Source organism: Nonomuraea sp. NPDC051298 (assembly GCF_055586305.1).
In genome coordinates this window covers 64670-91645 of the sequence record NZ_JBVJIM010000001.1, presented here as the reverse complement: position 1 = coordinate 91645, position 26976 = coordinate 64670, and the positions used below count along the sequence as shown (strand labels likewise).

Genomic DNA, 26976 nt, shown 5'->3' with positions numbered 1-26976 from the left:
CCCGGAGTGCGCTATGACAGATAACCGCATCGCCCGCGAGCCCAGGGCAGAGCCTGGGCAGACGCGTGCGGGGAGCAGAGCCGTGGCGGAGGTGCCAGTGACCAGGGGGACGGGTGTGATCGCGCCGATGGGGCCGGCGACCGGCGGCACGGCCGGGATCGCGCCGGTGGGGCCGGTGACCGGCGACGAGGCCGTGATCGGGCCGATGACCGGCGGCGAGGCCGCGATCGGGTCAGGGGGAGCGGTGGCAGGAGGGCTGACGTGATCGCGTCGGTGGCGGGCAGGGTGACGGCGATGGCGCCCGACGGAGCCGTGATCGAGGTCGGCGGCGTCGGCATTCTGACCCACTGCACTCCGGGCACCCTCGCGACCCTGCGCATGGGAGAAGACGCGCGCCTGGCGACGTCGCTGGTCGTCCGCGAGGAGTCGCTCACTCTCTACGGCTTCGCCACCGACGACGAGCGGGCCGTGTTCGAGCTGCTCCAGACGGCCAGCGGCGTCGGGCCCAAGCTGGCCCTGGCCATGCTCGCCGTGCACCCGCCCAACGCGCTGCGGGTGGCCGTCGCCAGTGCCGACCTCAAGGCGCTGACGAAGGTGCCGGGCATCGGCCAGAAGGGCGCGCAGCGGATCGTCCTGGAGCTGAAAGACCGGCTCGGCACGCCGGAAGAGGCCGTCAACGCCGCGCTCAACGGAGAGCGGCGGGTGGCGCTGTGGCGGGATCAGGTGCACTCAGGGCTGGTGGGGCTGGGCTACTCAGGCAAGGACGCCGACGAGGCCGTCGCCACCGTGGAGCCCGAGGCCGAGGCCGAGCTGGCCGCCGGACGCCAGCCCCAGGTCGCCGCCCTCCTCAAGGCCGCCCTGCGCTCCCTGAGCGTCCGATGACCCCTCCCCACCGCCGCGCCCGCACGGTCCCGCGCGCTCCGCGAAGAGCCGAAACCACAGGTGAACGACCGCGAGCCGGGACCGGCACCCTCACCGGAGAGCCCGTGAGCCGGGCCTGTGCCAGCAAGATCTCGGTCGGCAAGCTATCGGTCGGCAAGCTCTCAGCCAGCAGGAGCGCTTTCGGCAAGGGCACTGTCAGCAGGGGCGCCGTGGGCAGGGGCACTGTCGGCGAGGGTGCCGTGGGCAGGGGCACCGTCAGTGGGGGTGCTGTGGGCAAGGGCGCTGTGGACAAGGGTGCTGTGGGCGAGGGATCGGTCAGCCAAGGCTCAATCAGCCAAGGCTCGGTCAGTCTGGGCTCGGTCAGTCAGGGCGGCGGCAAGAGGAGGTATGGGCGTGGGGTATGAGCGGGAGGAGATCCTGTCGCCCTCCGCCGGAGGCGACGAGCTCCAGATCGAGGCCGCGCTCCGGCCCAAGCGCCTGAGCGAGTTCATCGGCCAGGGGCGCGTGCGCGAGCAGCTCTCCCTCGTCCTGGAGAGCGCCCTGCGCCGGCGGCGCCCGCCCGACCACGTGCTCATGAGCGGCTCTCCTGGCCTCGGCAAGACCACGCTGGCCATGATCATCGCCGCCGAGCTGAACGCCCCTCTGCGGATCACCTCCGGCCCCGCCCTGGAGCGCGCCGGAGACCTCGCCGCCATCCTGTCCACGCTGGCGGAGGGCGAGGTGCTGTTCATCGACGAGATCCACCGCATGGCCAGACCCGCCGAGGAGATGCTCTACCTCGCCATGGAGGACTTCCGGGTCGACATCGTGGTCGGCAAGGGGCCTGGGGCCACCGCCATCCCGCTGGAGATCGCGCCCTTCACACTGGTCGGCGCCACCACGCGTGCGGGCCTGCTGCCCGCGCCGCTGCGCGACCGCTTCGGCTTCACCGCCCACATGGACTTCTACGAGGTCGCGGAGCTGGAGGAGGTGCTCCGCCGCTCGGCCAAGCTGCTCGAGGTCGCGCTGCCCGGCGAGGGCGCGCACGAGATCGCCAGGCGGTCCCGGGGCACGCCGCGCATCGCGAACCGGCTGCTGCGCCGCGTGCGCGACTTCGCCGACGTCCGCGCCGACGGCCTGGTCAACCGGGACATCGCCTCGGCGGCGCTCAACCTGTACGAGGTCGACGGCGAAGGGCTCGACCGGCTCGACCGGGCCGTGCTGGGCGTGCTGCTGCGCAAGTTCGGCGGCGGCCCGGTCGGCCTCTCCACGCTGGCGGTGGCCGTGGGGGAGGAGCCGGAGACGGTCGAGGTGGTGGCCGAGCCGTTCCTCGTCCGCCAGGGGCTGCTGGCCAGGACCCCGCGCGGCCGGGTCGCCACGGCTGCCGCCTGGGCACATCTCGGAATGACTCCGCCACCCGACGCGTTCGGAGCGTCGCTTTTCGACTGATCACAGAACGGTTGCAACCATTTCAAAATGGGAACTTCCCCGCGCGCCGAAACGCTGCCTCGTTGCCGCGTTTCGCAACAAGCGCCTACACTCCGTGGCTTGGCTGGCTGTGTAGGCTGATGGGCTGAGCGGCGCGGCCCGACGCAACGCACGGAATTTCCGGCGCGAGGCCGGTGTCAACTTCTTGTACGAAAATGGAAGGTCGCCCCTGATGGACATGGGACAACTCGGAAGCATCCTGCCGCTGATTCTTCTGGTGGTGGTGTTCTACTTCCTGCTGATCCGCCCCCAGCGCAAGCGCCAGCAAGAGGCGGTCAAGATGCAGAACTCCCTGGCGCCCGGCGCCCGGGTGATGACCACGACCGGGCTGTTCGGCACCGTCGTCGCGGTGGACAATGAGGACGTCATCCTCGAGATCGCTCCGGGGGTCGAGACGCGCTGGGTGAAGGCCGCCATCGGCCGCGTCGTCACCCAGTCCGACGCCGCCGGGAGTGACGACGAGCCGTCCACCCAGGACACCGGGCTCGGCGAAGAGGGCAAGAAGGAGTCCGAGGCCACCGTGGAGCGCAACGGCGACCAGGACTCCAGCACGAAGCAGTCCTGACTAAGCTCTGCGATACAACCTCTATCTGAAAGAACTGACGACCAGTGGCCCGACCGACCAGCCGCCACAGCCGACCGGGGCGTACGCTCCTGGTGCTGCTGGCGCTCATCCTCGCCCTGGGCGGGACGATGCTCTTGCAGAAGGCGTTCACGCCCAAGCTGGGGCTCGACCTCGCGGGCGGCACGACGGTGACTTTGTCCCCCGTGACCCAGAACAACGCGGCGCCGCCGGAGGAGATCCTCGACCGCGCGGTGAACATCATCCGCGACCGGGTCAACGGCACCGGAATCTCCGACGCGGAGGTCGCCAAGTCCGGCGACAACATCATCATCTCCATCCCGGGCGTCGGCCAGAGCGAGGCCATCAAACTGGTCGCGACCACGGCGGAGCTGCGTTTCCGCCAGGTGCTCGCCATGGAGGCCACGCAGGTCCCGCAGAATCTGCCCACGAACGCGCCGACGCCGAGCGGCTCCGCGAGCCAGCCGGGCAACGCGTCCACCCCGCCGTCCTCGTCGCCGTCGACCGCGCCGTCCGGCTCGCAGTCGGTCTCCACGCCGAGCGCCTCCCCGACGGGCAAGGCGCTGTCGTCGGCGCTGACCGCCCCGTCCCCGGCGGCGTCGGCGCCCGCCGAGGGCTCCGGCCGGGCGTCCACCGATCCGTCCGCGCAGCCCTCGGGCAATGAGAGCGGCGGCCAGAACGGCAAGAAGCAGGACGACAAGGGCCAGGACGCGAAGACGTCGCCCTCGGCCACGCCCTCCGGCGAGGCGAGCACGCCGCCCATGCAGGACCCCAACGCCGGGATCGACACCTCGGGCATCGACCCGGCGGTGCTGGCGCAGTTCAACAAGCTCGACTGCGCCACCCCGGCCAACCGCGGCCAGGGTGTCCAGGACGACCCGAACAAGCAGTACGCGGCCTGCGAGACCGACGGCAGCTTCAAGTACGTCCTCGACGTCGCCAAGGTCGTCGGCACCGACATCGACACGGCCACGTCGGGCGTCCAGCAGGGCACCACCGAGTGGGTCGTCCAGCTCGACTTCAAGAGCAAGGGCGCCGGCGAGTGGAGCAAGCTCACCACCGCCGCCTACAACTCGCCCGAGCCGCGCAACAAGGTCGCGGTCGTGCTCGACGGCGTCGTCATCACCGCCCCCAACATCATCAGCCCGATCCCCGGCGGCCGGGCCGAGATCACCGGCGGCTTCGACCAGATCAGCGCCACCAACCTGGCCGACCAGCTCAAGTACGGCGCGCTGCCGCTGAAGTTCAACCGCAGCTCGGTCGACACGGTCTCGTCCACCCTGGGCCAGGACCAGCTCACGGGCGGCCTGATCGCGGGCCTGATCGGCCTGGCGCTCGTGGTCGTCTACTGTCTGCTCTACTACCGGGGCCTGGGCATCGTGGCGGTGCTGAGCCTCGTGGTGGCCACGATCATCACGTACGCGGCGGTGGTCGTGCTCGGCCACAACGCCAACTTCCGCCTCTCGCTGCCCCACATCATCGGCCTGGTGGTCTCGATCGGCATCACCGCCGACTCCTTCATCGTGTACTTCGAACGCATACGTGATGAGATGAAGGAAGGACGGCGGTCGCTTCGCGCGGCCGTCGAGGTGGCCTGGGTCCGTGCACGGCGCACGATCCTGATCGCCGACGCCGTCATGTTCATCGCCGCGATCGTGCTCTACTTCCTGGCGGTGGGCGGTGTGGCCGGGTTCGCGTTCGCGATGGGCCTGACCACGCTGATCGACGTCGTGGTGGTGTTCCTGTTCACCAAGCCGTTCATCGCCTTGCTGGCGAGAGTGAAGTTCTTCGCCAAGGGGCACCCGCTGTCGGGTCTCGACGCGGAGCGCATGAGCGAAGCGGGTCAGTCCGGCAGCACGACCACTCCGCAGGAGGCCTGAGATGGGACTGGGGCGTCGCCTCTACCGCGGCGAGATCGACGTCGACTTCGTCGGCAAGTGGAGGCTCTGGTACAGCCTGTCGGGCCTCCTGCTGCTCATCTCGATCGCGGGCCTGGTGTTCAACGGACTCAATCTGGGTGTGGAGTTCAGGGGCGGCACGGTCTTCACGTTCAAGTCGGAGCAGGCCACCGTCGAGCAGGTCCGCGCGACCGTCCTCGACGAGGGCGTGCACCAGGCGATCGTCCAGTCGGCCGGCGAGACCGGCTGGCGGGTGACCACCGAGAGCCTCCCGGAGAACACCAGGGAGCAGGTGCAGTCCGAGATCGCCAAGGAATACAACGTCCCGGTCGGGCAGGTCAGCGTCCAGGCCATCGGCCCGTCCTGGGGCGGTGAGGTCTTGCAGAAGGCCTGGATCGGCCTGGCCGTGTTCATGCTGGCGATCATCCTGTACCTGTCGATGGCGTTCGAGCCGAAGATGGCGCTGGCGGCAATCGTCGCGCTCATCCACGACCTCGTCATCACGGCGGGCATCTACGCCTGGTCGGGTTTCGAGGTCACGCCCGCCACGCTGCTGGGCTTCCTGACCATCCTCGGTTACTCGCTCTACGACGCGGTCGTGGTGTTCGACATGATCAAGGAGGTCACGGCCAAGCTGGGGCACACGTCCAAGCAGACCTACTCGATGGCGGCCAACAACGCGCTCAACCACACGCTGATCCGCTCGCTGAACACCTCGCTGGTCGCGATCCTGCCGGTGGCGGCGATCCTGTTCATCGGCACCACGCTGCTCGGCGCGGGCACGCTGAAGGACCTGTCGCTGGCCCTGTTCGTCGGCATGATCGTCGGCACCTACTCCTCGCTGTGCGTGGCGACGCCGCTGCTGGTGACGCTGAAGGAGCGCGAGCCGAAGTACCAGGCCATCGCCAAGCGGCTGGCCTCCACCGGAGGCGGTGGCGGAGGCGGCAAGAAGGGTTCCAAAAGCGCGGCCGTAGCCAAGGGCTAGCCGGAGCTCCTGTACGACGCCCTCGCCCCTCTCCGGGGCGGGGGCGTCGTTCGTGTGCGTCCGGGCGCTCCGAGGGCCTCTCAGGGGCGTCCCAGGGCTCTCCGTACGGACCCGGGCCCGGAATGCACCATCATGGAGCCCGGCAGACGGCCGGTGGAGAAATGTGAGGAACACCATGACGGAGCTGAGCACGATCATCCTTGACCGGATCAGGGACGTGCCCGACTACCCCAAGCCGGGCGTCCTGTTCAAGGACATCACCCCGCTCCTGGCCGACCCGGTCGCGATGACGGCCGTAGTGGACGAGCTGGCCGGGCTGCACCAGGTGGACAAGATCGTGGGGATCGAGGCGCGCGGGTTCATCCTGGCCGCGCCGGTGGCGTACCGGGCGGGGGCCGGGTTCGTGCCCGTGCGCAAGAAGGGGAAACTGCCCGCCGAAACCCTGGAAGAGTCCTACGATCTGGAGTACGGCTCCGCGACCATCGAGGTCCACCGTGACGCCTTCACGCCCGGCGACCGGGTTCTCGTCGTCGACGACGTGCTGGCCACCGGGGGCACCGCGAGGGCGGCCGTGGAGCTGGTGAAGAGGGCCGGAGCCGAGGTGGTCGGCATCGCCGTGCTGATGGAGCTGGCCTTCCTCAAGGGACGTGAGCGTCTGCCGGGAGTGGAGTTGCACTCCCTCGTGATCGTGTGAGCCCGGCCCACGGAGGCCCAGGTCGGCTGCCTGGATACACTGGGGGGATCTGGACTCGAACGTGAGGAGCATTGCGTGAGGAGTCTGTGTGCCCCGTGACGTGGTCGCGCCCGACGTGACCGACGCCGGCAGTGCCGAGGCGCCCGGCGCTCCGGCGGTGCGTCGCAGGCGGTTCGGGGGTGGGGCCATGAATCCGGTGCTGGAGCCGTTGTTCCGGACGGTCCGGGCCACCCACCCCAAGGCCGACCTGCGGCTGATCGAGCGTGCGTACGACGTCGCCGCCTATCACCACCGCGACCAGAAGCGGAAGTCCGGCGACCCCTACATCACCCATCCGCTGGCCGTCGCGACCATCCTGGCCGAGCTGGGCACCGACGACGAGACGCTGTGCGCGGCCCTGCTGCACGACACGGTCGAGGACACCGCCTACGGCCTCGACGAGCTGCGCGGCGACTTCGGCGACACGATCGGGTCGCTGGTCGACGGCGTCACCAAGCTCGACAAGGTCAAGTTCGGCGACGCCGCGCAGGCCGAGACCGTGCGCAAGATGGTCGTGGCCATGTCGCGCGACATCCGGGTCCTGATCATCAAGCTGGCCGACCGGCTGCACAACATGCGCACCATGCGTTACCTGCCGGAGCACAAGCGCCACCAGAAGTCCCGCGAGACGCTGGAGATCTTCGCCCCGCTGGCCCACCGCCTGGGCATGAACACGATCAAGTGGGAGCTGGAAGACCTCGCCTTCGCCATGCTCTACCCCAAGCGCTACGACGAGATCGCGCGCATGGTGTCGGAGCGGGCGCCGCGCCGCGACCTGTTCCTGCAGGAGGTCATCGAGAAGGTCTCGGGCGACCTGCGCGAGGCCAAGATCCGCGCGGTGGTCAAGGGCCGGCCGAAGCACTACTACTCGGTCTACCAGAAGATGATCGCCCGCGACGTGGCGTTCGACGACATCTACGACCTCGTGGGCATCCGCGTGCTGGTCGACAGCGTGCGCGACTGCTATGCCGCGCTCGGCACCATCCACGCCAGGTGGAACCCGGTGCCCGGCCGGTTCAAAGACTACATAGCGATGCCCAAGTTCAACATGTACCAGTCGCTGCACACCACGGTGATCGGTCCCGAGGGCAAGCCGGTGGAGCTGCAGATCCGCACCCACGCGATGCACCACCGGGCCGAATACGGCGTGGCCGCGCACTGGAAGTACAAGGAGGAGGTCGGCGCCCCCGGCCCCACGGGCAAGGTCAAGCCGGGCAGCGACATGGCCTGGCTGCGCCAGCTCCTCGACTGGCAGAAGGAGACCGCCGACCCCGGCGAGTTCCTCGAGTCGCTGCGCTTCGACCTGTCGGTCTCCGAGGTCTACGTGTTCACCCCGAAGGGCCAGGTCATCGCCCTGCCCGAGGGGGCCACGCCGGTCGACTTCGCCTACGCGGTGCACACCGAGGTGGGCCATCGGTGCATCGGCGCCCGGGTCAACGGGCGGCTGGTGCCCCTGGAGTCGCGGCTCGGCAACGGCGACACGGTGGAGATCTTCACCTCGAAGTCGCCCGACGCCGGGCCGTCGCGCGACTGGCTGAAGTTCGTCAAGTCGGGCCGGGCCCGCAACAAGATCCGTCAGTGGTTCTCCAAGGAGCGCCGCGAGACCGCGATCGAGGCGGGCAAGGAGGCCATCGGGCGGGCCATGCGCAAGCAGGGCCTGCCGCTGCAGCGGCTGATGTCGGGCGAGTCGCTGCTGGCGCTCGCCCGCGACCTGCGCTATCCCGACGTGTCCGCCCTCTACGCGGCCGTGGGGGAGGGGCACATCGCGGCCCAGGCGGTCGTACAGAAGCTGGTGGCCTCCATCGGCGGGGTCGACAGCGCCGAGGAGGACATCGCCGAGACCTCGCTGCCGACCCGGCTGCGCGGCCGTCCGCGCGGCGGCGGCGCGGGCGTGGTGGTGGCCGGCGACGCCGACGTGTGGGTACGCCTGTCGAAGTGCTGCACCCCGGTGCCCGGCGACGAGATCGTCGGGTTCGTCACCCGCGGCCACGGCGTGTCCGTGCACCGCGCCGACTGCACCAACGTCCAGCAGCTCAAGACGCAGCCCGACCGGCTGGTCGAGGTGAGCTGGTCGCCCGGCGACGACAGCGTGTTCCTGGTGGCCATCCAGGTCGAGGCGCTCGACCGGCCGCGGCTGTTGTCCGACGTCACCCGCACACTGTCCGACCAGCACGTCAACATCCTGAGCGCGTCGGTGACGACGTCGCGCGACCGGGTGGCGATCAGCAAGTTCACCTTCGAGATGGGCGACCCGAAGCATCTGGGCCACGTGCTCAGGGCGGTGCGCGGCATCCAGGGCGTCTTCGACGTCTACCGGGTCAGCGGCGCGGGCAACTGACCGGCGCGCGCCCTGCCGGGGCGCGGTCAGCGGGCGCGCAGGCCAGGCAGGTTGACGACGATCGCCTCCTGGGTGCTGCGGGCGATCACCACGACCGCCTCCCGCGACGGGTCGGGGTTCTCCTCGCGGTGCGGCACGTACGGCGGCACGTAGACGTAGTCGCCGGGCCCCGCGTCGATGCGCACCTCCCTGTCGTCCTCCAGGAACACGAACGACGGCCTGCCGCTGACCACGTAGATCGCCGTCTCGGAGGCCCCGTGGTGGTGGTCGGAGGAGCGGGTGGCGGGGGAGACGTGGGTCTGGCCCATCCATAGCCGCGCCGACCCGGTGGTGGCCCCGCTGATCGCGGACAGGCGCCGCATGCCGGGGCTCTGCGCCGTATCGCCGGAGAGCGCCTCTGAGGCGACGTGACGCAGGGTCTGGTGGAAGGGGTCACCCTGGCTCCGGTAGCCCTCCCAGAGGCGCCCTCCGGCCCGTTCGAGCACGCCTGTGGCCACGGCCGTCAGCCTGGCGGGGTCGTCGTGGGCGCTCAGCAGCTCGTCGGCGAGCCCCGGATCGTGCGCGCGCAGCTCCCGCAGCAGCCACTTGCCGCTGCCCTGCCACCACCGCCCGGCGCCCAGCGCGGTCTTCGCCGCGGCCTGTACGACCTCCCAGCCGATGAACGCCCGCTCACCCGCGTCGGTCGCCCCCGCCAGGTCGTCGAGCAGGTCGGACAGCACGTGGCGGGACTGCTCGGCCTGGCCCGCCGTCTGCCCGCCCGGACCGGCCGAGACGCGCTCGCCCAGCGCGCTCTGCAGGTCGCTGGCCCGCCCGCCCGTCCTGTCGGTCAGCACGGCGCCCTCCGCGCAGACGCGCGCCAGCGTGGGCTGCCGCTCCTCGAAGCCCCGCTCGATGTAGGCGGCCAGGCTGGTCTCGCTGTGCGCGAACAACTCGATCGGCCAGCCCTGCCAGCGCAACGTCTCGCGATAGGGGCGGTCGAGACCGTCGAGCACCACGATGATGTCGAGATCTGAGGTGCTCGTGCGGCGCTCGGTGAGCACACTGCCGCCGACGAAGGCGTACAAAGCTCCCGGGAACGTCTCTTCGACGAAGGCGCGCGCGGCGGCGACGGGGTCCATGCTGGACAGCCTAGATCGCGGGCCCCGTCGCTCGCCGCCCGATTCGGCGACGGCGGCCCGCAGGTAAGGGGTGTTCGAAGCGGTCCGGCGAGGGGCGCCCGGCCCCCGCGCCGGACCCTAGCTGAACTCGGTGAGTGTGCGCTCGGCCTCCGCCAGCCACGAGCGGCGGGCGGTCAGGGCCTCCTCGGCCTCCTTGACGTCCTTGGCCCGCCCGGCGGCCTGCGCCTTGGACAGCCGCTTCTCGAGCTGCTCGATCGAGGTGCGGAGCTGGTCGACCGTGCTCTGGGCGCGGGCCCTGGCCTCGGGGTTGGACCGCTTCCACTCGGCGTCCTCGGCCTTGCGCACGGACTCGTCGACCTTGCGCAGCCCGCCCTCCAGCCGGTCGCGCTGCTCGCGCGGCACCGGTCCCGCGGCCTCCCAGCGCTCCAGGATGTGGCGCAGCGCCGCCCTGGCCGTGCGTACGTCGGTGACCGGCAGGATCTTCTCCGCCTCGGCCAGCAGCTCCTCCTTGGCCACCGCGTTGGCGGCCAGCGAGGCGTCCCGCTCGGCGAAGACCGCGGAACGCGCCTGGAAGAACTGGTCCTGGGCGGCCTTGAACCTGGCCCACAGCTCGTCCTCGGCCTCGCGGGAGGCCCGGCCCGCGCTCTTCCACTGCTGCATCAGCTCGCGGTAGTAGGCCGCGGTCGCGCCCCAGTCGGTGGAGCCGGCGATCGCCTCGGCCTCGGCCACGATGCGCTCCTTGGCCGCCCGCACGCCCTCGCGCTGCTCGTCGAGCCCCGCGAAGTACGTCTTTCGCCGCTTGGCGAACGCCGTGCGCGCCGCCGAGAGCCGCTTCCACAGCGCGGCCTCGGTGACCCGGTCGATGCGGTCGGCGGCCTTCCACTCCTCGACGAGCTGGCGCAGCCGTTCGCCGCCCGACTTCCAGTGGGTGGTCTCGTCGGCGATGCGCTCGGCCTCGCCGACGATGCGCTCCTTGACCTCCCTGGCCTCGGCCCGCGCGTGCTCGCGGGCCGCCTTGACCTCCTCGCGGCGCTGGGCCACCAGCTCGGTCAGGCTGTCGAGGCGGGCCGTCAGCGCGGCCAGGTCGCCGACGACGTGCGCGTCGGCGACGGCCTCGCGCAGCTTGACGATGCCGGCCTCGGCCTGGGCCGGCGCCAGATCGGTGCCCCTGACCCGCTGCTCGAGGAGCTGCACCTGCCCGGCCAGCTCGTCGTACTTGCGATGGAAGTAGGCCAGTGCCTCTTCGGGTTCACCGGCCTGCCAGGAGCCGACGGCCCGCTCTCCCTCAGCCGTACGCACGTAGACGGTGCCGTCGTCGTCTACCCGGCCCCACGGGTCGGTGCTCACCGTGTCCTCCCGCACTATCCATCAGACCCTTCGGGACTACTTCGTCCCTAGTTTGTATTACGTCAGCTCTTGCCGGCGATTGTCACGTCTTTGATTTCGAGGGTTTGCTTCGGTGCTCCGGTCCCGTCTCCCATGTCGGCGATGACTCCGGCTTTGCTCACCTTGTCCAGGATGTCGAGCCCCTTGGTGATCGTACCCACCGGTGTGTAATCGGGGGTGAGGCCGATGTCCCCGAAAACGAGGAAGAACTGGCTGCCCGTGCTGCCCGGGGCCTGGGTCTTGGCCATGGCCATCACGCCGCGCTTGTACTGGGCGCCGGTGAGGTTCTCCTCGGCCATGACGTAGCCGGGGCCGCCCGAGCCGTCGGTCTGGCTCTTCCCGTCGGCCTTGGCGGTCGGGTCGCCGCACTGGAGCATCGGGAACTGCGCGCTGCCGAGCCGGTGGCACTTGCTGCCGTCGTAGAAGTTCTTCTTCGCCAGGAACTCCAGCGAGTTCGTCGTGCACGGAGCCTTGGCGTTGTTCAGCTCGACCACGATGTCGCCCTGGTTCGTCTCGAACGTCATCGTCTTCGTGGCGGGCTCGGTCTTCACCTTCGCCGGCGGCATGCCGACGTCCTCGACCTGGCCGCCGGCCGTGTCCTTGGCGTAGTCGCACGTGCCCGTCGCCGGGTCGTACGGCTTCGGGCCCGTGGCCGCCGTCGCGGCGGCGGTCTCGGCGGGTGTCGCCGAGGGCGACGCGGCGGCCGCCTCGGTGCCCGGGTCGTTGCCCCCTAGGAGCGCGACCGCGGCCACGATGCCGCCGACCACGATCACCACACCGACGGTGGAGCCGATGATCGCCGTCCGCTTGGCCTTCTGCTCGCGCTCGACGCGGCGCTGCTGCTGCCGCTCGTAGTGCTCGCGCGCGAGCTGCTTCTGCCGGTCCTTCCCCGTGGCCACCGCTTTGCCTCCCATAGTCAATCAACTGAGGTGGGCGAATCGTATCGGCCAATGGGTAATGATTCGCAGCCCGGCGACCCGCACCGGTACCCTTCGGTTACATTCCCATTGGCTTTTCGACGAGATCACCTGAGGCAGATGCTCATCGCCGGCTTCCCCGCAGGGGCCTTCCAGACCAACTGTTACGTCGTCGCGCCTGCCGCCGGCGAGGAGTGCGTGATCGTCGATCCGGGCCAGGACGCGACCGACGGCGTCGACGAGCTGCTGCGCGAGCACCGGCTCAAGCCAGTCGCGGTCCTGCTCACCCACGGCCACCTCGACCACGTCTGGTCGGTGGCCCCCGTCTGCGGCGCGCGCGACGTGCCGGCGTGGATCCACCCGGAAGACCGCCACCTGCTGAGCGATCCGGCGGCCGGCTGGTCGGGCACCAGCGCCTCGCTGTTCGGCGGGCTGACGCTGAGCGAGCCCGACGACGTGCGCGAGCTGTCCGACGGGGCCGCGCTCCAGCTCGCCGGCCTCGAGCTCGTGGTCGACCACACGCCCGGCCATACCAGGGGGTCGGTGACCTTCCGGCTGCCCGGCGACGAGGTCATGTTCGCGGGCGACCTGCTGTTCGCCGGCTCCATCGGCCGCACCGACCTTCCCGGCGGCGACTACGCGACGATCCTGCGCAGCCTGGCTACCAAGTGTCTGCCGCTGCCTGACGATACGGTCGTCCTGCCGGGCCACGGACCACAGACCACGATCGGCCGCGAGCGCGTGACCAACCCGTACCTGAAGGAAGCCGCGCCGCACGCCGGTCCCACACGAGGGATCTAATGAGCTTCCAAGCACCGAAGGGCACCTTCGACTGGGTGCCGCCCCGCTCGGAGCGGGTTCTCGCCGTACGCGAGGCACTCGCCGCGCCGCTGCGCCGGGCGGGCTACGGCTACATCGAGACGCCTGTGTTCGAGGACACCCAGTTGTTCGCCAGGGGCGTGGGCGAGTCGACCGACATCGTCTCCAAGGAGATGTACACCTTCCCCGACAAGGCGGGCCGCTCACTGACGCTGCGCCCCGAGGGCACGGCCTCGGTCGTGCGCGCGGTGCTCCAGCACAACCTGCACACCGGCCAGCTCCCGGTGAAGCTGTGGTACTCCGGCAGCCAGTTCCGCTACGAACGCGCCCAGAAGGGCCGCTACCGCCACTTCTGGCAGGTGGGGGCCGAGGCGCTGGGCTCCGAGGATCCGGCGCTCGACGCCGAGATGATCGTGCTGGGCGTGCGCGGCTTCGCCTCGCTCGGGCTCAAGGGCGTCCGGCTGCTGCTCAACTCGCTGGGCGACAAGAGCTGCCGGCCCGCCTACCGGGCGGCGCTGCAGGAGTTCCTGCGCGGGCTCGACCTCGACGACGACACCAGGGCGCGCATCGAGATCAACCCGCTGCGGGTGCTCGACGACAAGCGGCCCGAGGTGCAGGCCCAGCTCACCGGGGCCCCGCTGGTCGTCGACCACCTGTGCGCGGCGTGCAAGGCGTACCACGAGGAGGTGCGCGGGCTGCTGAGCGCCTGCGGCGTCGCCTTCGAGGACGACCCCCGGCTGGTGCGCGGGCTCGACTACTACACGCGCACGACGTTCGAGTTCGTCCACGACGGGCTCGGCTCCCAGTCGGCCGTCGGCGGCGGCGGCCGCTACGACGGGCTCAGCGAGATGCTCGACGGCCCGCCGCTGCCCAGCGTCGGCTGGGCGCTCGGCGTCGACCGCACCTTCCTTGCCCTGCAGGCCGAGGGCTTGGCCGACGAGGAGGCGCAGGAGCGCGTCCAGGTGTACGGTGTGCCGCTGGGCGACGACGCCCGCCGCCGCATGTTCCTGCTCGTCGACGAGCTGCGCGGCGCGGGCCTGCGCGCCGACATGGCCTTCGGCGGCAAGGGGCTCAAGGGTGCGATGAAGGGTGCCGATCGTTCCGGCGCGCGCTTCGCGCTGATCCTGGGCGAGCGTGACCTCGCGGCCGCGGCCGTGCAAGTGAAAGACCTGGCCACCGCCGAGCAGGCCGAGGTGCCGCTGGCCCAGGTCGTCGACGTCTTGAAGGGGAAGGTGCAGTGACCGGCGAGCCGGGGCCGCTGCCGCCCCTCTCCTCTCAGCATGAAGGGAAAGTGCAGTGATCCGCACGCATACCGCCGGGTCGCTCCGCGAGGAGCACGCCGGGCAGCAGGTGACGCTCGCAGGATGGGTGGCCCGCCGCCGTGACCACGGCGGCGTCGTCTTCATCGACCTGCGCGACGCCTCCGGCTCGGCGCAGGTGGTCTTCCGCGAGGAGGACCACGCCCACGACCTGCGCGCCGAATACTGCGTGCAGGTCGTCGGCCAGGTCAGGGTGCGCCCCGAGGGCAACGAGAACCCCGACCTGCCGACCGGCGCGATCGAGGTGGTGGCCGAGCGGGTCGAGGTGCTGAGCGAGTCCGCGCCGCTGCCGTTCCCGATCGAGGGCAACGTGGGGGTGTCGGAGGAGGCGCGGCTGAAGTACCGCTACCTCGACATCCGCCGCCAGCAGGTGGCCACGGCGATGCGCACCCGCTCCAAGGCCACCTACCTGGCCAACGAGGTGATGCACGAGCTGGGCTTCGTCTACGTCGAGACGCCCACCCTGACCCGCTCCACGCCCGAGGGCGCGCGCGACTTCCTGGTGCCGGTGCGCCTGCAGCCCGGCAACTGGTACGCGCTGCCGCAGTCGCCGCAGCTCTTCAAGCAGCTCCTGCAGGTGGCCGGGCTCGAGCGCTACTACCAGCTCGCCAAGTGCTACCGCGACGAGGACCTGCGCGCCGACCGGCAGCCGGAGTTCACGCAGATCGACGTCGAGATGTCGTTCGTCGACCAGGAAGACGTCATCGAGGTCGGCGAGAGGCTGGTCGGCCGGCTGTGGAAGGACATCGTCGGCCACGACCTGCCGACGCCGCTGCCGCGCATGACGTACGCCGACGCCATGGCCCGCTACGGCTCCGACAAGCCCGACCTGCGCTTCGGCCAGGAGCTGGTCGAGATGACCGAATACTTCTCCGGCACCACCTTCCGTGTCTTCCAGGCCGACTACGTCGGCGCCGTGGTCATGCCGGGCGGGGCCGGGCAGACCCGCAAGGAGCTGGACGGCTGGCAGGAGTGGGCCCGCTCGCGCGGCGCCAAGGGCCTGGCCTACGTGCTCGTCCAGGAAGACGGCACGCTCGGCGGCCCCGTCGCCAAGAACCTGTCGGAGGCGGAGCTGTCCGGGCTGGCCGCCAAGGTCGGGGCCGAGCCGGGCGACGCGATCTTCTTCGCCGCCGGCGCCAGGAACGCCTCGCGCGACCTGCTGGGCGCGGCCCGGCTGGAGATCGGCCGCCGCTGCGGCCTGATCGACGAGTCGCTGTGGTCGTTCCTGTGGGTCGTCGACGCCCCCATGTTCGAGGAGGACGGCGAGGGCGGCTGGACGGCCGTGCACCACCCGTTCACCGGGCCGAAGCCGGAGTGGGCCGACAACTTCCAGGACCACCCCGGCGAGGCGCTGGCCTACGCCTACGACATGGTCTGCAACGGCATGGAGATCGGCGGCGGCTCGATCCGTATCCACCGGGCCGAGATGCAGCAGCGGGTGTTCGACGTGCTGGGCATCTCCAAGGAGGAGGCCGAGAGCAAGTTCGGCTTCCTGCTGGAGGCGTTCAAGTACGGCCCGCCCCCGCACGGCGGCATCGCCTACGGCTGGGACCGCATCTGCATGCTGCTGTCCGGCGGCGACTCGATCCGCGACGTGATCGCGTTCCCGAAGACGGCCTCCGGCTTCGACCCGCTCACGGGCGCGCCCACGCCGATCACGGTCGAGCAGCGCAAGGAGGCGGGCGTCGACGCCCAGCCCAAGTCAGAGGCGGCCAAGGCCGACGGGCCCAGGGCCGAGGTCTCCCAGGTCCAGGCGTAGCGGCGCTCCGGCGGGTCCGCGCGACGGGCCCGCACGCGGCGAAGAGCCCGTCGCGTGGGTGAGGGCCGGTTCCCTGGCAGAGGGTTCCGTGGCAAAGGGACGTGGCACAGCGAAAGCGGCAGGCACCGGCGGTGCCTGCCGCTTTGGCGCGGGTCCTCCTACTTGAGGGTGACCTTCTCGATGACGAGCGGGAGCTTCGGCGCGGAGGAGCCGCCGTCGCCCGTGATGTCCTCGGGGTTGGTGAGCACGCCGCCCTTGGAGATCTCGTCGAGGATCTCCATGCCCGACTTGACGACGCCGAGCGGCGTGTACGCCGGCTCGATCTGGGTGTTCTCGTCCGTCAGCGAGAAGGCGAACTGGCTGCTGTTCTGCCCGGCCGCGTCCAGGGGCTGGGTCAGGAAGACCACGCCCCTGGTGTACGGCATGACGCCCACCGCCTCGTCCGTGAAGACGTAGCCGGCGTTGCCCTGGCCGTCGGTGGCGTTCTTGCCGTCGGCCTTGGCCTGCGGGTCGCCGCACTGGATCAGGCCCAGGCCGGAGGTCTCGGGCGTGGCCAGGCGGTGGCACTTGTTGCCCTCGTAGAAGCGCTTCTTCGCCAGGAAGGCCATCGAGTTGACCGAGCACGGGGTGGCGTTGGGGTCGACCTCGATGACGATGTCGCCGCGGTTGGTCTTCAGTGTCATCGTCGACAGCTTCAGGTTGGGCTGCTTGGGCGGCAGGCCCACGTACTTGTGCGGGACCGACTTGTCACGCTTGTACGTGCAGGAGATGTCGCTCGCCTTCCTGGGCGGCGCGGTGCTCGGCAACTCGGTCGGCAGCGTGGCGGAGGGCGAGGCCGACGCGGACGGCGAGCTCTGCGCCGAGGCGGGCTCCGTACCGTCGCCGCCGTTGACCAGGGTGGTCGCGGCGAAGATGCCGCCCGCGACCACGACGACGGCCACGGCCGCGCCGATGAAGGTGTTCCGCCTGCCCTTGGCGTTCTGCTCGGCCGCCCGTTTCGACTGGCGTTCCTTGTGCTCTCGCGCCAGCTCTTTCTGGCGGTCCTCTTCGCTCTGGCGGTCGTCGCCGCTCACCGCTATGTCCTCTCGTTTTTGCCGTCGCATGACCAAACAACTCCGCGCATGCTACCGGCCCCTGATATGTGACGGACGTAAGTGGCGAAAGCCGCATGGTGCGACTGATGAGGTCGTGAACCATATGGTGCTGCCATTCGTAGTTGAAATGAGCACTAAGGAGCGCCTCATGTTCGACGAGATCATGGGCCTGCCGGCCCATCCGCTGATCATTCACTTCGCCGTGGTGCTGACCCCGCTCCTCGTCGCCGTCGCGGCAGTCTACGCGCTGCTGCCTCGCTGGCGTACCCACATGGCGTGGGCGGTGGTCCTGCTCGCCCTGGCCTCCCCCGCGGCCGTCCTCGCGGCCAAGGAAAGCGGCGAGAACCTCGAGGCGGCCCGCTTCGCCACGGCCGAGGGCGAACTGGCCGCCCGCATCTCCACGCACCAGAGCTTCGCGACCCCGCTGCTCCTCTCGGCGGCCGGGCTCGGCGTGGCCGCCCTGCTGCTCGTCTACTCCACCACCCCCGCCCGCGACTCCGTCGGCCGCGACCGCTTCGGCCGGCCCGTCACGGTGGTCCTCTCGGCGGTGACCGTGGTGCTGGCGGCCGTGGCCGGCTATTTCGTCTTCCGCGCAGGGGACTCGGGGGCGCGGGCGGTGTGGTCGTAGCCGCGTCGAGCCCTTGCCTCAGCGTGTAATCTCGCGTTGTGGATAGCCTGTTCGATTCGGCGGCCGAGGAGGCCACCCCGCAGCCCCTCGCGGTCCGGATGCGCCCGCGCACGCTCGACGAGGTGATCGGCCAGCGTCACCTGCTCGGGCCGGGCACTCCGCTGCGGCGCCTGGTCGAGAGCGAGGCTCCCATGTCGCTGTTCCTGTGGGGCCCGCCCGGCACCGGCAAGACCACGCTGGCCTACGTCGTCTCCAACGTCACCGAGCGGCGCTTCGTCGAGGTCTCCGCCGTGTCGGCGGGCGTCAAAGACGTACGCGCCGCCATCGACAACGCCCGCCGCGAGCTGGGCATGAGCGGCCGCCAGACCGTGCTGTTCGTCGACGAGGTGCACCGCTTCAACAAGGCCCAGCAGGACGCCCTGCTCCCCGCCGTGGAGAACCGCTGGGTCACCTTCATCGGCGCCACCACGGAAAACCCGTTCTTCTCGGTCATCTCGCCGCTGCTGTCGCGCTCGCTGCTGCTCACGCTGGAGTCGCTGTCCGACGACGACGTGCGGGCGGTGCTGGAGCGGGCGGTGTCCGACCCACGCGGGCTGGGCGGGCGCGCGACGCTCTCGCCCGAGGCGCTCGACCACCTCGTACGCCTGGCGGGCGGCGACGCGCGGCGGTCGCTGACGTACCTGGAGGCGGCGGCGCTGCTGGCCGACGACATCACGGTGGAGGTGGTGGAGAAGGCCGTCGACAAGGCCGCCGTGCGCTACGACCGGCAGGGCGACCAGCACTACGACGTGATCAGCGCGTTCATCAAGTCGATGCGCGGGTCCGACGCCGACGCCGCGCTCCACTACCTGGCCCGCATGATCGAGGCGGGCGAGGACCCGCGCTTCATCGCCCGCCGCGTCGTCATCTTCGCCTCGGAAGACGTGGGCATGGCCGACCCGACGTGCCTGCAGACGGCGGTGGCCGCCGCGCAGGCGGTGCAGCTCATCGGGCTGCCCGAGGGGCAGATCAACCTGGCGCACGCGGTCATCCACTGCGCGATGGCGCCCAAGTCCAACGCCGTGGTCAAGGCCATCGGGGCGGCCGTCGGCGACGTGCGCAAGGGGCTGATCGGCCAGGTGCCCGGCCACCTGCGCGACGCCCACTACCCCGGGGCGGCCAAGCTCGGGCACGGCGACGGCTACAAATACCCGCACGACTTCGACCACGGGCTGGTGCGCCAGGACTACGCGCCCGAGCAGGTGCGCGGGCGGCGCTACTACGAGCCGACCCGGCACGGGGCGGAGGGCCCGGTGGCCGAGCGGTGGGCCAAGATCCGTGACTTCCTGCGCGGCTCGTGACGCCGGCGCCCCGCCGCGCGCGTCCGTGCGGCACGGGAACGGCCGGCGTCAGGCGAGATCCGAGCCTCGCGTGAGCCGTCACCGGAGGGCAGGGAGCCGCCGTGGCTGCCTGATCAAGGGAGGTTTCCGCACTAACCTTGTCACCCGAACGCGATAGGGTCTTGCCGTTCCGGCCCAGCGTACGAGGGAGATGAGCGGATGCTTACCGCTGGAGAGGTCGCCGGGCTGATCGCGGCCACGGGCTGGGTGGTCCTTGTCTGCGTCATGGCCATGGTGCTCGTCAAGCTCGCCAGGCTGCTCACCGAGACCACCAAGGCGGTCGCCGACCTGAACAACCGCCTGGGGCCGCTGCTCGACGACGTCAGCGTCACGGTCAACGAGACCAACAGGCAGTTGGTCGCCGTCGAGGCCATCGCCCACGACGTCAAGCAGGTCAGCGGGCACGCGGCCAGGCTCAGCGCCGTGACCCAGACCATCTTCACCGGGCCGCTGATCAAGGTGTCCTCGCTCGGCTACGGCGTGCGCCGCGCCATCGAGGCCCGCCGGACGCGCACGCCCGCCAGAGCGCGGCAGCGGCGGCCGCGATGATCCGGCGGCTGTTCTACCTCTCGCTCGGGGCGTTCCTCGCCTTCTGGGTGATGCGCAGGCTCCAGGCCCTGCACCCCGACCACGTCGCCCGCCGCACGGCCGACGGCGCGGCGGGGATGCTCCGGCGGGTGAGAGACTTTACTACCGACGCGCTCGGCGAGGCCGAGGCGCGCGAAACCGAGTTGCGGGCGCGCTTCGGGCTCGACAACGCTGAAGACGACAACTGACCACACGACTGACTACAGCAAAGGATGGCCACCATGGAGTCGGCAGAGATCGCCCGCCGCTTCCTGCGCTTCTTCGAGGAGCGTGGGCACAAGATAGTGCCCTCGGCCAGCCTGATCGCTGAGGACCCGACGCTTCTCCTGGTCAATGCGGGTATGGTGCCGTTCAAGCCGTACTTCCTGGGGCAGCGACGGCCTCCGGGGTCACGGCTGGCCACCGCGCAGAAGTGCGTGCGCACCCCCGACATCGACATGGTCGGCAAGACCACCCGGCACGCGACGTTCTTCCAGATGCTGGGCAACTTCTCCTTCGGCGACTACTTCAAGGCCGAGGTGATCCCCTTCGCGTGGGAGCTGCTCACCAGGTCCGAGTCCGACGGCGGCTTCGGCTTCCCGGAAGACAAGCTGTGGGCGACGGTCTACCACGACGACGACGAGGCGTACGACCTCTGGCGCAACAAGGTGGGCGTGCCCGACGAGCGCATCCAGCGCCGCGGCCTGGAGGACAACTACTGGCACATGGGCGTGCCCGGCCCCGGCGGCCCGTGCTCGGAGATCTACTACGACCGCGGCGCCGAATACGGCAAAGAAGGCGGCCCGGTCGCCGACGAAGACCGCTACCTCGAGGTGTGGAACCTCGTCTTCATGCAGTACCAGCTCAGCGCCGTCCGCTCGAAGGTCGACTTCGACATCTCCGGCGACCTGCCGAGCAAGAACATCGACACCGGCATGGGCCTGGAGCGCATGGCGGCGATCCTGCAGGGCGTCGACAACCTCTACGAGATCGACACCACCTACAAGATCCTCGACCGGGCGGCCGAGCTGACCAAGACCCGCTACGGCCGCGACCACCGCGCCGACGTCAGCCTGCGGGTGATCGCCGACCACGTGCGCACCGGCACCATGCTGGTCGCCGACGGCGTCCTGCCGAGCAACGAGGGCCGCGGCTACGTGCTGCGCCGCATCCTGCGCCGCTCGATCCGCAACCTGCGGCTGCTCGGCTCGGGCGACGAGCGCTACATGCACGAGCTGACCGACGTCGCGATCAACGTCATGGGCGAGCAGTACACCGAGCTGAAGGCCGACGCGCCGCAGATCCACGCGGTCATCGACGCCGAGGAGGTGAGCTTCCTCGGCACGCTCCGCACCGGCACCGCGATCTTCGACGTGGCCGTCGAGGAGACCAAGCGCAAGTCCGGCGCCGCGATCTCCGGCGACCAGGCGTTCCAGCTCCACGACACCTACGGCTTCCCGATCGACCTGACGCTGGAGATGGCGTCCGAGCACGGGCTCAAGGTCGACGAGGAGGGCTTCCGCCGCCTCATGAAGGAGCAGCGGGAGCGGGCCAAGGCCGACGCGGCGGCGAAGAAGACCGGAAACGCCGACATCTCCGTCTTCGGGCAGCTCCTGGAGGCGGCGGGCAAGGTCGAGTTCCTCGGCTACGACCAGACCGAGGCCGACACGAGCGTGGTCGGCATCCTCGTCGACGGCGTGTCCGTCCCGGCGGCCGGCGCGGGCGCCACGGTCGAGGTCGTGCTCCAGCGCACCCCGTTCTACGCCGAGGGCGGTGGCCAGCTCGCCGACCAGGGCCTGATCCGCACGAGCGGCGCCGAGGTCGAGATCACCGACGTGCAGTCGCCGCTGTCCGGGCTGGTCGTGCACCGCGGCAAGGTGCGCGCCGGCGAGCTGCGGATCGGCGACGAGGCGCAGGCGGAGATCGACCTCGAGCGCCGCCGCGCGATCTCGCGCAGCCACAGCGCCACCCACCTCGTCCACCGCGGCTTCAAGAACGCGCTCGGCGAGACGGCGGCGCAGGCCGGCTCGGAGAACTCGCCCGGCCGCTTCCGCTTCGACTTCACCGCGGCGGGCGCGGTGCCGCCCAGCGTGCTGCGCGACGTCGAGGACGAGGTCAACGCGGTGCTGGTCAACGACCTCAAGGTCAACGCCTTCTACACCTCCCAGGCGGAGGCCAGGGCGATGGGCGCGCTGGCGATGTTCGGCGAGAAGTACGGCGACGAGGTCCGCGTGGTCGAGATCGGCGACTACTCGCGCGAGCTGTGCGGTGGCACCCACGTCCACAGCTCGGGCCAGCTCGGCCTGGTCAAGGTGCTGGGCGAGCAGTCGGTCGGAGCGGGCGTGCGCCGCGTCGAGGCGCTGGTCGGCATCGACGCCTTCCGCTTCCTGGCCCGCGAGAGCGTGCTGGTCAGCCAGCTCACCGAGCAGCTCAAGGCGCGCCGCGAGGAGCTGCCCGAGCGCATCGACGGCATCGTCACCCGCCTGCGCACGGCGGAGAAGGAGCTGGAGCGGCTCCGCTCGGCCCAGGTGCTCCAGGTGGCTGGCGAGCTGGTAGCGCAGGCCCGTGACCTGCGTGGTGTCTCCGTCGTGACACACCGCGCGCCTGATGGAACCGGCGCCGACGATCTGCGTAAGCTCGCGCTTGATGTGCGTGGCAGGTTCCCGGCCGACCGGCCGGCGGTCATCGTGATCGTCGGCGTCCCCTCCGACCGGCCGGTGGTGGTTGCCGCGGTCAACGAGGCGGGGCGCGAGCGGGGGCTCAAGGCCGGGAAACTGGTCGGCGTCGCCGCCAAGGCTCTGGGGGGTGGCGGTGGCGGCAAGGACGACGTCGCGCAAGGCGGTGGCACGCGGCCGGAGGCGATCGGCGACGCGTTGCGCCTGGTCGAAGAGGCGATTTCTGGGCAGCTCGGCTGACATGAGATTCGGTTCACGGATCGGCGTCGACGTCGGCTCCGTACGCATCGGCGTGGCCCGCAGCGACCCTTCCGGGCTGCTGGCCACGCCGGTCGAGACTGTCAGACGAGGCAAGGGCGACCTCACCCGCATCGCCGCGATCGTCGCAGAACACGAGGCGATCGAGGTCGTGGTCGGGTTGCCCACCTCGCTGTCGGGGCGTGAGGGTCAGGCGGCGGGGCTGGCGCGCGAGTTCGCCGCCAGGCTCGCGGCCCGGCTGGCGCCCACGCCGGTCCGCCTGTTCGACGAGCGGCTGACCACGGTCGCGGCCCAGCACGGGCTGCGGGCCAGCGGCGTACGGAGCAAGAAGCAGCGCGGCGTCGTCGACCAGGCGGCGGCCGTCGTACTGCTCCAGGACGCGCTCGACTCCGAGCGCGCCACGGAAAGACCACCAGGCAGGCCCGTCGAACCGCCAACAGCGGCCGACGGATCTGCCTCATGAGCGGGAAACCGGACGACGGGGACGACGTCGGTGAGGTGATCCCGTTCCGCCCGGGGGAGGGCGCGGCCGACGAGCCCGACCCCCCGGCCGCCGAGGAGCGGCCCGAGGCGGAGAGACCATCGGCCGAGCGGCCGGTGGACGAGCCCGCGGGGCCCGAGGCGGAGGTCATCCCGCTGCCCGCGCGTCGGCACGGGGCCATCCGCAAGGCCGGGCTGCTGTCCGCGGGCCTGCTCGCCGGGGTGCTGGCCCTGGGTGTGGGGGCGATCATGGTGCTCAAGCCGTACCTGAGCCCCGACGACTTCGACGGGCCGGGCAGCGGCGCGGTGACCGTGCGGATCGCGCCCGGCTCCAGCGCGCAGGCGATCGGCTCGGTGCTGGCCGAGGCCGGGGTGGTGGCCAGCGCGCAGTCGTTCGTGAACGCGACCGAGGACCGCGCGGTGAGCGACCGGCTGCGGCCCGGGCACTACCGGCTGCGCAAGGGCATGGCCGCGGGCGCGGCGCTCGACCTGCTGCTCGCTCCCGCCTCCCGGGTCGTGCGGCGGGTGACCGTGCCCGAGGGGATGCGGGTGTCGGAGGTGTTCGACCGCGTGGCCAAGCTGACCGGCCTGCGCGTGGACGACCTGCGCAAGGTGGACAAGGCCCTGGTCGGCCTGCCCCGGTACGCCTCGGGGCTGGAGGGGTTCCTGTTCCCCGCCACGTACGAGGTCGAGCCCGGCGACACGGCCGTGGACGTGCTGGCGGCCATGGCCGAGCGCTTCGCCGCCGCGGCCCGCCACGTGGGGCTGGAGGAGCAGGCCGGTCGGGTGAACCTGACGCCGCTCCAGGTCGTCACGGTGGCCAGCATGATCCAGGCCGAGGGCGGCACCGACGAGGACTACCCGAAGATCTCCAGGGTGATCTACAACCGCCTGGCCAAGGGCACCCCGCTGGAGATCGACAGCACCGTCCTGTACGCGCAGAACCGGAGAACACTGAAGGTGACGGAGCGTGACACCAAGGTGAACTCTTCGTACAACACCTACCGCCACCGAGGGCTGCCGCCGGGACCCATCGCCAATCCCGGAGAGAAGGCGCTGATGGCGGCGCTGAACCCTGCCGATGGTGATTGGCACTGGTTTGTCACCACGGATCCGGCGCATAGAATCACCAAATTCACTGACAAAGAGAGCGAGTTCGTGAGATACCGGGAAGAGTTGAACAAGAACCTCGGGACGAGATGATGTTCGACGGGACCACCCCTGGCCCCCGGCAAAAGCCCCAAAACGGGGCATGCGTCCTCTTTCCGTCCCTTAGCATGGCTACCCAGAGTGATCCCCGCCGGTCGTCCCCCCGCGTCCGGCGGATCCCCCAGTTTCGCTCGGTGACTCCAGCCGGTTGGGCAGATCTGCTTGACGCCCGGCTGCCGGCACCGGGAGATTGGCCAGCGCACCTATGAACGATCTCGATCTGAACACGCTGCTCGGCCCCGAGGACGACGAAGGCTCGCCTCGGCGCCGTACCCGAGCCGGCAAACGCGGCGGCCGCCGCCGTCGCCGTCGCCGCAACCGGGGCGGGCTGCTCGCGCCGCTGCTCGCCTTCGTCGTCCTGGCGGGCATCCTCGGCGGGGGCGGCTACTACGGCTACCTCTGGCTCAGCGACGCGCTCGTGCCCGACGACTTCACCGGTCAGGGCGCGGGCGATGTCGTCATCGAGGTCAAACAGGGGCAGAGCGCCTCCGAGGTGGCCGAGGAACTGGCCAAGCAGGGGGTCGTGGCCAGCGCCAGGGCGTTCACCAACGCGATCGGCAACGCGGGCAAGAGCGACCAGTTGCAGCCCGGCGAGTACAAGATGCGCAAGCGGATGTCGGCCGCCAACGCCGTCACGTTGCTGCTCGCCCCGGACAGCCGGATGCTCGTGACGGTCACGCTTGAGGAGGGCCTGCGGCTGTCCCAGACGCTCGCCAAGCTCGCCAAGGAGACCGGCAAACCGGCCAAGGACTTCGCCGCCGCGGCCAAGGACACCGAGGACCTCGGCCTGCCGTCCTACGCCAAGGGCCGGCTGGAGGGCTACGCCTTCCCGGCCACGTACCAGTTCCAGCCCAAGACCACCCCCAAGGAGATGCTGGCGGCGATGGTCAAGCGGTTCAACCAGACCGCCGACCAGATGGACCTCGAAGGCGGCGCCAAGGCCCTCGGCCGCCCGCCGCACGAGATCATCGTCATCGCCAGCATCGTCCAGGCCGAGGCCGGCCGGCAGGAGGACATGGCGAAGATCGCCCGCGTCATCTACAACCGGCTCGAACTCGATCCGCCGATGAAGCTGCAGATGGACAGCACGGTGATGTACGCGCTCAACAGGTTCCGCACGACCGCGACCATCGCCGAGACGGAGACCAAGCACCCGTACAACACGTACATGAACCTGGGGCTGCCGCCCGGCGCGATCACCAACCCGGGTGACCACGCCATCGAGGCGGCGCTCAGTCCGGCCAAGGGTGACTGGCTCTACTTCGCGGCCACCGACCCGAAGAGCAACGTCACGAAGTTCGCGAACACGTACGCCGAGTTCCAGCAGTTGGAGGCCGAGCTCAGGCGGAACGGCGGCTGACCGCCCCTGCGTCTGCCCGGGGCACCCCCCGGGCCGCCGCGCCGCCGCGCCGCCGCGCGCCCGAGGCCGCCGCGCGCCCGAGGCCGCCGCGCGCCCGAGGCCGTCCGAGGCGTCCGCGGGCGGGCGTCATGCGGCCGGGGGACAGGGCGGGGCGACGAGGGCGATAGGGTCGTGCCTGTTCGGAAGGAGTGGGGATGCGGGCTGCGGTGATGGGCTCGCCCATCGGTCATTCGCTCTCGCCCTGCCTGCACAGGGCCGCCTACCGGGCGATGGGGCTCGACGGGTGGAGCTATGAGGCGTTCGAGTGCGACGAGGTCCGGCTGCCGGAGCTGCTGGCGGGGCTGACGCCCGTACGCGGGCAGGCCGGCGCGGGAGACGACGCCTGGGCCGGGCTGTCGCTCACGATGCCGCTAAAGCGGGCCGTGCTGCCCCTGCTCGACACGGTCTCCGAAGCGGCCCTGGAGGTTGGCGGGGCCAACACCGTGATCTTCAGGGACGGGCGGCGGCACGGCGACAACACCGACGTCTACGGCATCGAGCGGGCGCTGGCCGGGGCCGGGGTGCCCGCGCCGCGCTCGGCGACCGTGCTGGGCGGCGGCGCCACGGCGGCCTCCACGCTGGCGGCGCTGCGCAACCTGGGGCTGTTCTCGGTCACGCTGCTGGCGCGCGACCCGGCGCGGGCCGGGGAGACGGCGGAGGTGGCCGAGCGGCTGGGCGTGACGCTGTCGATGGAGACGTTCGACAAGCTCGACGCGTTCACGGGGGTGGACCTGGTGGTCTCCACGCTGCCGGGCGGGGCCGCCGACGCCTTCGCCGACCGGCTGGCGCGGGTGCCCGCGCTCTTCGACGTGGTCTACTCGCCGTGGCCGACGAGCGCCGCGGCGGCGGTCGCGGCCGCGGGCGGCACGGTGGTCGCCGGGTTCGAGATGCTGCTGCACCAGGCGGTGCGGCAGGTGCGGTTGATGACCGGCGCGGCCGACGTGCCGGTGGAGGCCATGCGCGCGGCGGGGGAGGCCGAGATCCGCAGGCGCTCGGCCGCCGGACCCGCGTCCTGACGGCGGTTGCGGACCCCGGCGGCCCGTCCGGAATGACGGTGGCGGGGGCCCGGCGGTCCGCCTGGAA

The 26976-nt window shown here is 70.8% G+C and carries 24 protein-coding genes; 20 read left to right on the top strand and 4 right to left on the bottom strand.

Features of this window, described 5'->3' with window-relative positions; genetic code table 11:
* Positions 1-82 precede the first annotated feature (82 nt).
* From ACZ6S0_RS00385 to ACZ6S0_RS00350, 8 genes are all read left to right on the top strand, one after another.
* Positions 83-265: a hypothetical protein gene (locus tag ACZ6S0_RS00385; protein ID WP_465912352.1), complete on the top strand. Its 183-nt coding sequence runs from the start codon at positions 83-85 to the stop codon at positions 263-265.
* Positions 262-882 (top strand): Holliday junction branch migration protein RuvA, encoded by a 621-nt coding sequence (gene ruvA, locus ACZ6S0_RS00380; RefSeq protein WP_465912350.1) that lies wholly within the window; start codon positions 262-264, stop codon positions 880-882. The genes ACZ6S0_RS00385 and ruvA overlap by 4 nt, the downstream gene beginning before the upstream one ends.
* A 387-nt stretch (positions 883-1269) precedes the next feature.
* A complete protein-coding gene (gene ruvB / locus ACZ6S0_RS00375) occupies positions 1270-2310 on the top strand; it encodes a Holliday junction branch migration DNA helicase RuvB (RefSeq protein WP_465912348.1) in 1041 nt (346 codons plus the stop codon).
* Positions 2311-2521: 211 nt separating this feature from the next.
* Positions 2522-2914: a preprotein translocase subunit YajC gene (yajC, locus tag ACZ6S0_RS00370; RefSeq protein WP_465912346.1), complete on the top strand. Its 393-nt coding sequence runs from the start codon at positions 2522-2524 to the stop codon at positions 2912-2914.
* A gap of 44 nt (positions 2915-2958) precedes the next feature.
* Complete coding sequence (secD, locus tag ACZ6S0_RS00365; protein ID WP_465912344.1) at positions 2959-4812, top strand: protein translocase subunit SecD; 1854 nt, start codon at positions 2959-2961, stop codon at positions 4810-4812.
* A gap of 1 nt (position 4813) precedes the next feature.
* The gene (gene secF, locus ACZ6S0_RS00360; protein ID WP_465912342.1) at positions 4814-5815 is read left to right on the top strand and encodes a protein translocase subunit SecF; all 1002 of its coding nucleotides are present in this window, start codon (positions 4814-4816) and stop codon (positions 5813-5815) included.
* 175 nt (positions 5816-5990) lie between these two features.
* A complete protein-coding gene (locus tag ACZ6S0_RS00355; RefSeq protein ID WP_465912340.1) occupies positions 5991-6509 on the top strand; it encodes an adenine phosphoribosyltransferase in 519 nt (172 codons plus the stop codon).
* A 187-nt stretch (positions 6510-6696) separates the two neighbouring features.
* Complete coding sequence (locus tag ACZ6S0_RS00350; protein WP_465913348.1) at positions 6697-8886, top strand: RelA/SpoT family protein; 2190 nt, start codon at positions 6697-6699, stop codon at positions 8884-8886.
* 26 nt (positions 8887-8912) lie between these two features.
* On the opposite strand, the gene ACZ6S0_RS00345 is transcribed toward ACZ6S0_RS00350, so the two are convergent.
* The 3 genes from ACZ6S0_RS00345 to ACZ6S0_RS00335 form a co-directional block, all read right to left on the bottom strand.
* Positions 8913-10004 (bottom strand): cupin domain-containing protein, encoded by a 1092-nt coding sequence (locus tag ACZ6S0_RS00345; RefSeq protein ID WP_465912338.1) that lies wholly within the window; start codon positions 10002-10004, stop codon positions 8913-8915.
* Positions 10005-10121: 117 nt separating this feature from the next.
* Entirely contained in the window at positions 10122-11351 is a 1230-nt protein-coding gene (locus ACZ6S0_RS00340) for a DUF349 domain-containing protein (RefSeq protein ID WP_465912335.1), read from the bottom strand.
* A 62-nt stretch (positions 11352-11413) separates the two neighbouring features.
* A complete protein-coding gene (locus tag ACZ6S0_RS00335; protein ID WP_465912333.1) occupies positions 11414-12289 on the bottom strand; it encodes a peptidylprolyl isomerase in 876 nt (291 codons plus the stop codon).
* Between the two features lie 138 nt (positions 12290-12427).
* Here ACZ6S0_RS00335 and ACZ6S0_RS00330 point away from each other — a divergent pair, with 138 nt between their 5' ends.
* Genes ACZ6S0_RS00330 through aspS form a run of 3 tightly spaced genes read left to right on the top strand, consistent with a single transcriptional unit; the run spans position 12428 to position 16204 of the window.
* Positions 12428-13108 (top strand): MBL fold metallo-hydrolase, encoded by a 681-nt coding sequence (locus ACZ6S0_RS00330; protein ID WP_465912331.1) that lies wholly within the window; start codon positions 12428-12430, stop codon positions 13106-13108.
* Positions 13108-14367: a histidine--tRNA ligase gene (gene hisS / locus ACZ6S0_RS00325; RefSeq protein WP_465912328.1), complete on the top strand. Its 1260-nt coding sequence runs from the start codon at positions 13108-13110 to the stop codon at positions 14365-14367. The genes ACZ6S0_RS00330 and hisS overlap by 1 nt, the downstream gene beginning before the upstream one ends.
* Positions 14368-14422: 55 nt before the next feature.
* Positions 14423-16204, top strand: coding sequence for an aspartate--tRNA ligase (aspS, locus tag ACZ6S0_RS00320; protein ID WP_465912327.1), 1782 nt, complete (start codon positions 14423-14425; stop codon positions 16202-16204).
* Positions 16205-16362: 158 nt separating this feature from the next.
* On the opposite strand, the gene ACZ6S0_RS00315 is transcribed toward aspS, so the two are convergent.
* Positions 16363-17277 (bottom strand): peptidylprolyl isomerase, encoded by a 915-nt coding sequence (locus ACZ6S0_RS00315; RefSeq protein WP_465912325.1) that lies wholly within the window; start codon positions 17275-17277, stop codon positions 16363-16365.
* 169 nt (positions 17278-17446) lie between these two features.
* Here ACZ6S0_RS00315 and ACZ6S0_RS00310 point away from each other — a divergent pair, with 169 nt between their 5' ends.
* From ACZ6S0_RS00310 to ACZ6S0_RS00270, 9 genes are all read left to right on the top strand, one after another.
* Complete coding sequence (locus tag ACZ6S0_RS00310; protein WP_465912323.1) at positions 17447-17926, top strand: DUF2231 domain-containing protein; 480 nt, start codon at positions 17447-17449, stop codon at positions 17924-17926.
* A gap of 98 nt (positions 17927-18024) precedes the next feature.
* Complete coding sequence (locus ACZ6S0_RS00305) at positions 18025-19266, top strand: replication-associated recombination protein A (protein WP_465913345.1); 1242 nt, start codon at positions 18025-18027, stop codon at positions 19264-19266.
* Positions 19267-19464: 198 nt separating this feature from the next.
* Complete coding sequence (locus ACZ6S0_RS00300; RefSeq protein ID WP_465912321.1) at positions 19465-19854, top strand: DUF948 domain-containing protein; 390 nt, start codon at positions 19465-19467, stop codon at positions 19852-19854.
* Positions 19851-20081, top strand: coding sequence for a hypothetical protein (locus tag ACZ6S0_RS00295; protein WP_465912319.1), 231 nt, complete (start codon positions 19851-19853; stop codon positions 20079-20081). The genes ACZ6S0_RS00300 and ACZ6S0_RS00295 overlap by 4 nt, the downstream gene beginning before the upstream one ends.
* Before the next feature lie 33 nt (positions 20082-20114).
* The gene (gene alaS, locus ACZ6S0_RS00290; RefSeq protein ID WP_465912317.1) at positions 20115-22787 is read left to right on the top strand and encodes an alanine--tRNA ligase; all 2673 of its coding nucleotides are present in this window, start codon (positions 20115-20117) and stop codon (positions 22785-22787) included.
* A gap of 1 nt (position 22788) precedes the next feature.
* Entirely contained in the window at positions 22789-23268 is a 480-nt protein-coding gene (ruvX, locus tag ACZ6S0_RS00285; RefSeq protein ID WP_465912315.1) for a Holliday junction resolvase RuvX, read from the top strand.
* Positions 23265-24488, top strand: coding sequence for an endolytic transglycosylase MltG (mltG, locus tag ACZ6S0_RS00280; RefSeq protein ID WP_465912313.1), 1224 nt, complete (start codon positions 23265-23267; stop codon positions 24486-24488). The genes ruvX and mltG (ACZ6S0_RS00280) overlap by 4 nt, the downstream gene beginning before the upstream one ends.
* 211 nt (positions 24489-24699) lie before the next feature.
* Entirely contained in the window at positions 24700-25854 is a 1155-nt protein-coding gene (gene mltG / locus ACZ6S0_RS00275) for an endolytic transglycosylase MltG (RefSeq protein WP_465912311.1), read from the top strand.
* Positions 25855-26048: 194 nt separating this feature from the next.
* On the top strand, positions 26049-26909 hold the full coding sequence (locus ACZ6S0_RS00270; protein WP_465912309.1) for a shikimate dehydrogenase: 861 nt from the start codon (positions 26049-26051) through the stop codon (positions 26907-26909).
* Positions 26910-26976 lie beyond the last annotated feature (67 nt).